Raw genomic sequence first — 6242 nt, forward strand, 5'->3', positions numbered from 1 at the left:
CAAGTGCTGCGGTAAGTGCGAACGAAGGACAGAGGGGCCGGGCTGCTGTCGGTGAAGTCGGTTTCGGAGCGGAATTTTTCGGCTGTGACGGGGAGGATGGGATTGCCGGCCATCGCTCCCGCTGGCGCCTTGCAGCTGTTGGCACCTTCCTGTTCGGGAGGGGCAGGGACGCAAACTGTTTGAGTGGCGTCTTCCTGGAAACCATCTTCGCACTTGCAGCCACCAGCTACTGAAGCACTGTGCGCAGGACACATCTGAGGCGAATAATGAACTGCAACGCCATACCTGACCTCTTGGTAGGGCGACCAAGACTGATTGCTAGCGATCTCGCAGCCCGTCGTTTGAGGATAGACCACATTGCAAAATGCGCGGGGATTTGGAGGCCGGGCATAAATGTAGTAGTGAAGCAATGTCTCCGCGGCTTCTTGACAGCTTGCAAGAAGCGGACTCCAGACGCCATTTCCTGCTTGAACTTGGCACTGAGCCCCCGCCGGTTGCGGTGCTACAGCTTCGGCGTCACGAAATCCTGAGGCACACAGAATGAGGGCTGCCAAGCCAAGCGTCTGGAATGATTTTTTGCATTGATTCACCTTGTTTAGCTGCTGCATCACAAGATCTTTCGCCCGCAAAAAACTCAAGAGACACAATTGTTTCTGCCGCTTTATCTGCTTACTCATGAACGCTCCCTCAAGTATTCTGATTAGCAAGGGAGCGCTCACATGATCGGTGCCCTGCTCGCCTGCGTACATATTGTTTCAAGATAGCCGAACATCCTTCCTCAGCCAATGACCGGGCGAAGTGATTTGCGCTGCATACGTCAATGTGAATATGAAAGTTCGCGCTGTTGTTGTCGCAGCACGACGCTCGAACTGCCCGCAAAGCCAGTGCACGGCCACTGCGCCGGCCTTGCTTGGGGCGATGGCTATCGGTTGTGAGCGCTTGGTGCAGGACCGGCTCGAACGCCGTGAGCTTGCCGTCGAGCTTCACCCGCTCGTACTTCGGCACCACATCGCTGGGAGCCCGGAGCCACTTCTTGACCGTATTGCGCGACAGGCCCGTGCGCTTTGCGATCTCGCTGAGAGAGAGTTGGTCGCGCAGCCTCATGCGCCTGACCTTGCCAATCATGTCCATGGTGATCACCTTGAATCCCCTGCTGAAATTCTCAGCAGGTCAGTGGAACACCCTGGTCAATATTGGATTGGCACTTTGCGGTTTAGCTGGTCAAGATTGCATCGGCACTAACAGCCTTGGTGCTCGGACTGCCCTGGCAGCGTGTTGGCGAGGCCGGCGTGATCAAGGTGGTGTGAGCCCGTCCATTGCGGAATGTGCCGATGGCGGCCGGCTAAGCCTGCTGGCACCATCACCGCCCTGATGGACAGCAGCAGCGCCAACGCCCTTGATGCAATCCCTGATCCGGCGTTCTCGGGCATGAGCTTCGCACAGGTGTGCGCCTTGGCCAGCCGGCTGCAGAGCGAGGTACGGCACGCTCAGGCGCTGAACGCCAAGATGGCCCATGAGATGGCCGTGCTCAAGCGGCTGAAGTTCGCCGCCAGCGCCGAACGCTTCAGTCCCGAGCAGAGGAGCCTGCTGCAAGAGGTCATCGACGAGGACCTGCAAGCCCTGGAACGCGAGGTAGGGAAGCTGCAGTCGCCAGCCAAGGCCGCAGGGGAGAAGCAGACCCCGAAGCGCCAGGCGCTGCCGGCCCACCTGCCGCGCCACGACATCCACCACGAACCCGACGACACCATCTGCACCACACCGGGCTGCGGCTGCCAGATGAAGCGCATCGGCCAGGACGTGGCCGAGAAGCTCGACTATGAGCCTGGACGCTTCAGCGTGCAGCGCCATGTGCGTGGCAAGTGGGCCTGCACCCAATGCCAGACGCTGATCCAGGCACCGGTGCCTGCCTGCGTGATCGACAAGGGCATCGCCACCGCCGGCCTGATGGCGCATGTGGCGGTGGCCAAGTACATCGACCACCAACCGCTGTACCGCCAGGAGGCTAGCCTGGGCCGCGCAGGCTTCGCAGTGCCGCGCTCCACCCAGGCCGAATGGATCGGCGCCATCGGCGTGGAACTGGCGCCGTTGGTGCAGGCCATGCGCGAGGACCTGCTTGGGCGCCACGTGCTGCACGCCGACGAGACCCCGGTGGCGATGCTCAAGCCAGGTCATGGCAAGACGCACAGAGCCTACTTGTGGAGCTACTGCACCACGGTCTGGGACGAGGTCAACGCCGTGGTCTTCGACTTCGCCGAAAGCCGTGCCGGGCACAACGCACGGCGCTTCCTGGGCATCGCCGAAGACGGCAGCGGCGGCTGGCGAGGTACGCTGATCTGCGACGACTACGCGGGCTACAAGCAGGTGATGAGCGCCGGCGTGACCGAGGCCGGCTGCCTGGCGCACGCACGGCGCAAGTTCCATGAGCTGTGGGCCAACCACAGCAGCATGCTTGCCGAGGGCGCGCTCAAGCTGTTCGCCAACCTCTACGACATCGAACGCGAGGCCAAGGACCTCGGGCCGAGCGAGCGATTGCACTTGCGGCAAGCCAAGTCCAGGCCGGCGGCCGACTTGCTGCACGCCTGGTTGATGGCCAACCGTCAGAAAGTGCCAGACGGCAGTGCGACGGCCAAGGCCATCGACTACAGCCTCAAGCGCTGGGCTGCGCTGACGCGCTTCATCGACGACGCCGACCTTACCGCGGACAACAACCGCATCGAGAACCTGATCCGTCCCATCGCGTTGGGCAGGAAGAACTGGCTGTTCGCCGGTAGCCTGCGCGCGGGCCAGCGCGCCGCCGCCATCATGAGCCTGCTGCACACCGCCAGGCTCAATGGCCATGAGCCCTACGCTTACCTCAAGGACGTACTGCAGCGGCTGCCGACCCAGCCAGCATCTGCACTGCGCGATCTCCTGCCGTACCGCTGGACGCCGCTGACCTGAGCTGCGGCATCTCCGGCGTCAAGATGACTTCGCCTGGCGCATACGTCGCAGTAGCCGGCCAGCAAGATCGGGAAGTTGATGCCGCACTACTGAATTGAACCCACGAGCTCAGCCAATAGAGCGGCGCGCCGCAGCCGTTAAGCTTTCGCCCGCGGCTTCATGCGGAAGCTGATGCCCATGCGGTTAATGGCGTTCATCGCGGCGATGGTGAGGGTCAGGTTGACCAAGTCCTTCTCGCCGAACACTGCCAACGCCGCCTCGTAGGCTTCATCGGAAGCGTGTGTTTCGCTGACGCGGGTGACTTCCTCGGACCAGGCGAGGGCCGCACGCTCTTGCTCCGAGAACAGGTACTCCGCTTCGTGCCACACCGGCACGAGGACTACTTTCTCAACCGACATTCCGCCAGTCATCAGGTCACGGGTATGGATGTCGATGCAGTGGGCACAGCCATTGATCTGCGAGACTCGCAGGAACACCAGATGGATAAGCTGGCTGGGCAAGGACGTGCCAGAGGTGACGAAGTGATGCAGGCCACCGATGGCCTTGGCGCCCTCCGGGGATACTTGGAACCAAACTGCGCGGGTCATGAAACGCTTTCTTCAAGTTGAGACTGGATGCGGCTGCAGGAGCAACCTGGTCTCAAGACGTTTGACGTGATCGCGTTGTGACAGTCGCAGGGGAAAGAAATGTCGCCCCAGGCCTCAGGTTCCTGGTGGCAGCGGGTTTGGCCGGGAGCTCAGGAGACGAGTGGCTTATCCTTCAACGTTGCCAACTTCACCGGATTCCGCTGGATGCGAACCCGAGAGACCTGGACATTGGTGAACTCAAATGTCTGTACGGAGTCAAGCGCACCATCGATGTAGCGCAGGAGGGACCATTCGCCATTCAGTATGGCCAGCTCAAGTCGCATAGCGTCACCGTGGCGAAGGTGCATCGCGTAGTAAAGCTGAGCGATGCGTTGAGCGCCAAACAAAGGCCTCGCCAAGCTTGGCCTGACGTCGCCAAAGTCGCCCAGCATCTCCGCTTCCTCTGCGAGCAGCCTCTTAATGCCCTCAAGGTGACCGCTCGAAATTGCTTGAACGAGTCGTCGCAACAGTTCCAGCTGAGCCACTGCTGGCATTGGCGGCGCCTTCATGCCCGCTGATTCGCGTGCGTTCTCCAGCCTTCGCTTGGCTCTATGGACAATCTGCCGGGCGGAGGCTTTGCTTCGGCCAATGGCCTCGGCTACTTGCTCGTACTCAGCGTCAAACACCTCACGCAGCAAAAACGCGGCCCGCGCTTCCGGCGACAGGCAGTCCAGAAGTAGCAAGAAGGCGATGGACACATTGTCGGCGGTCTCACACGCTTGCTCAGGCGTGGTCGGCGCCTGTTCCAGTAGCGGCTCGGGGAACCACGCGCCCGCGTACGTCGCTCTCCGCAGTTTGGCCGCCCGAAGACGGTCAATCGCCATCCGCGTGGTCACGGTCACGAGCCAAGCTTCAGCATTCAAGACTTGGGCCTGGGACGACTTCGTCTCCTCATGCCAGCGCAACCATGCGTCCTGCACCAAGTCCTCCGCCTCCTGTACGGAGGAAAGCATGCGATAGCCAATAGCCATCAACCTGGGACGCACGTTCGAGAACAGTTCGGTAGACGCGGACGACATGGCGAGCAAGTCTAGTACGAAGGTCAAGCTCCTTGGTGGGCGTGGCCATCTCTTCGGCGCGGGCTAGTTTCGGCCATCGGTCTACGACGTAGGGGGTGATGCCATACTTCATCGCTACCCTGCTCCTGTAATCAAGTCCACCTAAGTTGGGTGGACGCGATCCTTTCTGCCGTCAGCCCCGATTTCAAGATGACTTGGCCGGACGGATACGAAGCAGTGACCAGCCAGCTGTAAAAGAACGCGTGGTAGAGCCCAACCAGACTGATGAACAGGCAGGCGGCAGCGATGAGCCATGGAACAACTCGGCGAGAGTGTGTCACTTCACTTCCTACAAACGTATGCGTACTTCAAGACCGCTGTGGGTCGAAGTTCTGGCGATACCAGTGATGGTGCTCAGGCGATGGCCGCTTCTACTGTGCGGACAAACTCCCCGAGAGCCTCAGCGCAAAGCCGTATGCAAGATTGATCAACGATGAAAGACCATCGTCCTTCCATCGCGGAGCCGCATGCATACGTCAGCATGCATGCTGGCTTGTCCACCGAGTAGATCAAGCTTTCATCTCGGCCGAGAGCGAATGTAATTCGCTGGTCACCCTTACCCAATACTCCGAGTTCCAAGGCGAAACTACTTGGATTTACTTGCCATTCGACAAGCCGTTCACGCAGTAATTTCAGCGCAACGAGATCCATCAGGACCTGGGGTAAGGTGACATGAAAGTCAGTCACAGTGCCTGCACTCCGGTCGATATCGCCCCGCGGCCAAAACTCGCCACTCGCCTCGACCCTGCACACCAGCGCTCCAGTCGCTTGCGAGTGCGCTACGAATGTGCACCCGAACCGGGCACGACCGCTGGCAGCCGGCATTGACCAGTTTGCACTTTCCCTTTTAGCGGCGTGGTCCATTGTTTCCTTTGGGTTTGATGGAATGCTCCTCGTGGCTGTTCACGTTTCTTTCACCTGTGTCGTGCGGTGTCCGACCACGCGCTTCGTGGCCTCCCATGTCCCGGCCGGGACCTTGATCTGGTATTGGTGAATCAGGATCCAAGTTTCCTGTCCCCAATGCGCCTCGAAGCCTGCTCCGGCGGCCATCGACCGATTCGGGCGAGTATGGATCACCAGGCAGAAATGGGGATGGCGTCGAGAACACTCGATTGCCGATTCCCTTGCACAGCTCCTGAATCATTCCCGGTATGGTGAAGTCAAGAGGTGAAATTGGCCTAGATTGAGGCCACGAAAGCGCAGGTGGTGGGATGGGAATCCCCTCTGGGTCATAAGAACCACCTTGTGGCACAGGACTTGGACCGACCGGTATCGGTATGCCACGCGGACCGCGAACAGTTTGCAACCCTCTCGGATCGGTCGCTCCGAGCGGGTTTCCATCTACATAGTTGAATCGATTCCAGCCCCCGCCAAGACCGATGGGGTCGCCCTGCGGATAGCGGCCGGTTCTAGGATCGTATGAGCGAAAGTAGTTGTAGGACAGCCCACTCTCTTCATCCGCATACTGCCCCGGGTACCTCAGGTTGAACTTCACCTCGGAGACGCTGGTGGTGCCCGGGTTCGGTGTGATGTCGAGATTGGCGAACCGGTTCTTCGCAATCGTCGGCTTGTCCTCCCCGAACGCGCTGTAGCTCCACTGCCAGACGGCTTGCCCGCT

The 6242-nt window shown here is 60.3% G+C and carries 5 protein-coding genes and 1 pseudogene; 1 reads left to right on the forward strand and 5 read right to left on the reverse strand.

The window, feature by feature from the left end; translation table 11 throughout:
- Together V9K97_RS27175 and V9K97_RS27180 are read right to left on the reverse strand one after the other, a co-directional pair.
- On the reverse strand, window positions 1-677 hold a 677-nt coding region (locus V9K97_RS27175; protein ID WP_337321942.1), incomplete at its 3' end, for a hypothetical protein.
- A 205-nt stretch (window positions 678-882) separates the two neighbouring features.
- Window positions 883-1131 (reverse strand): annotated as a pseudogene (locus V9K97_RS27180) (helix-turn-helix domain-containing protein); the annotation flags it as partial.
- Window positions 1132-1371: 240 nt separating this feature from the next.
- Between V9K97_RS27180 and tnpC the strand changes: the two are divergent.
- Window positions 1372-2940: an IS66 family transposase gene (gene tnpC, locus V9K97_RS27185; RefSeq protein WP_373423985.1), complete on the forward strand. Its 1569-nt coding sequence runs from the start codon at window positions 1372-1374 to the stop codon at window positions 2938-2940.
- 137 nt (window positions 2941-3077) lie between these two features.
- Here tnpC and V9K97_RS27190 read toward each other — a convergent pair whose 3' ends face one another.
- From V9K97_RS27190 to V9K97_RS27200, 3 genes are all read right to left on the reverse strand, one after another.
- A complete protein-coding gene (locus V9K97_RS27190) occupies window positions 3078-3527 on the reverse strand; it encodes a carboxymuconolactone decarboxylase family protein (RefSeq protein ID WP_125966279.1) in 450 nt (149 codons plus the stop codon).
- Window positions 3528-3676: 149 nt separating this feature from the next.
- Window positions 3677-4612 (reverse strand): sigma-70 family RNA polymerase sigma factor, encoded by a 936-nt coding sequence (locus V9K97_RS27195; protein ID WP_307651175.1) that lies wholly within the window; start codon window positions 4610-4612, stop codon window positions 3677-3679.
- An 859-nt stretch (window positions 4613-5471) separates the two neighbouring features.
- Window positions 5472-6242, reverse strand: a 771-nt coding sequence (locus V9K97_RS27200) for an RHS repeat-associated core domain-containing protein (protein ID WP_337321949.1), incomplete at its 5' end; no start/stop codon positions are given.

This window comes from Variovorax sp. CCNWLW186, assembly GCF_037203865.1.
GTDB lineage: Bacteria > Pseudomonadota > Gammaproteobacteria > Burkholderiales > Burkholderiaceae_C > Variovorax.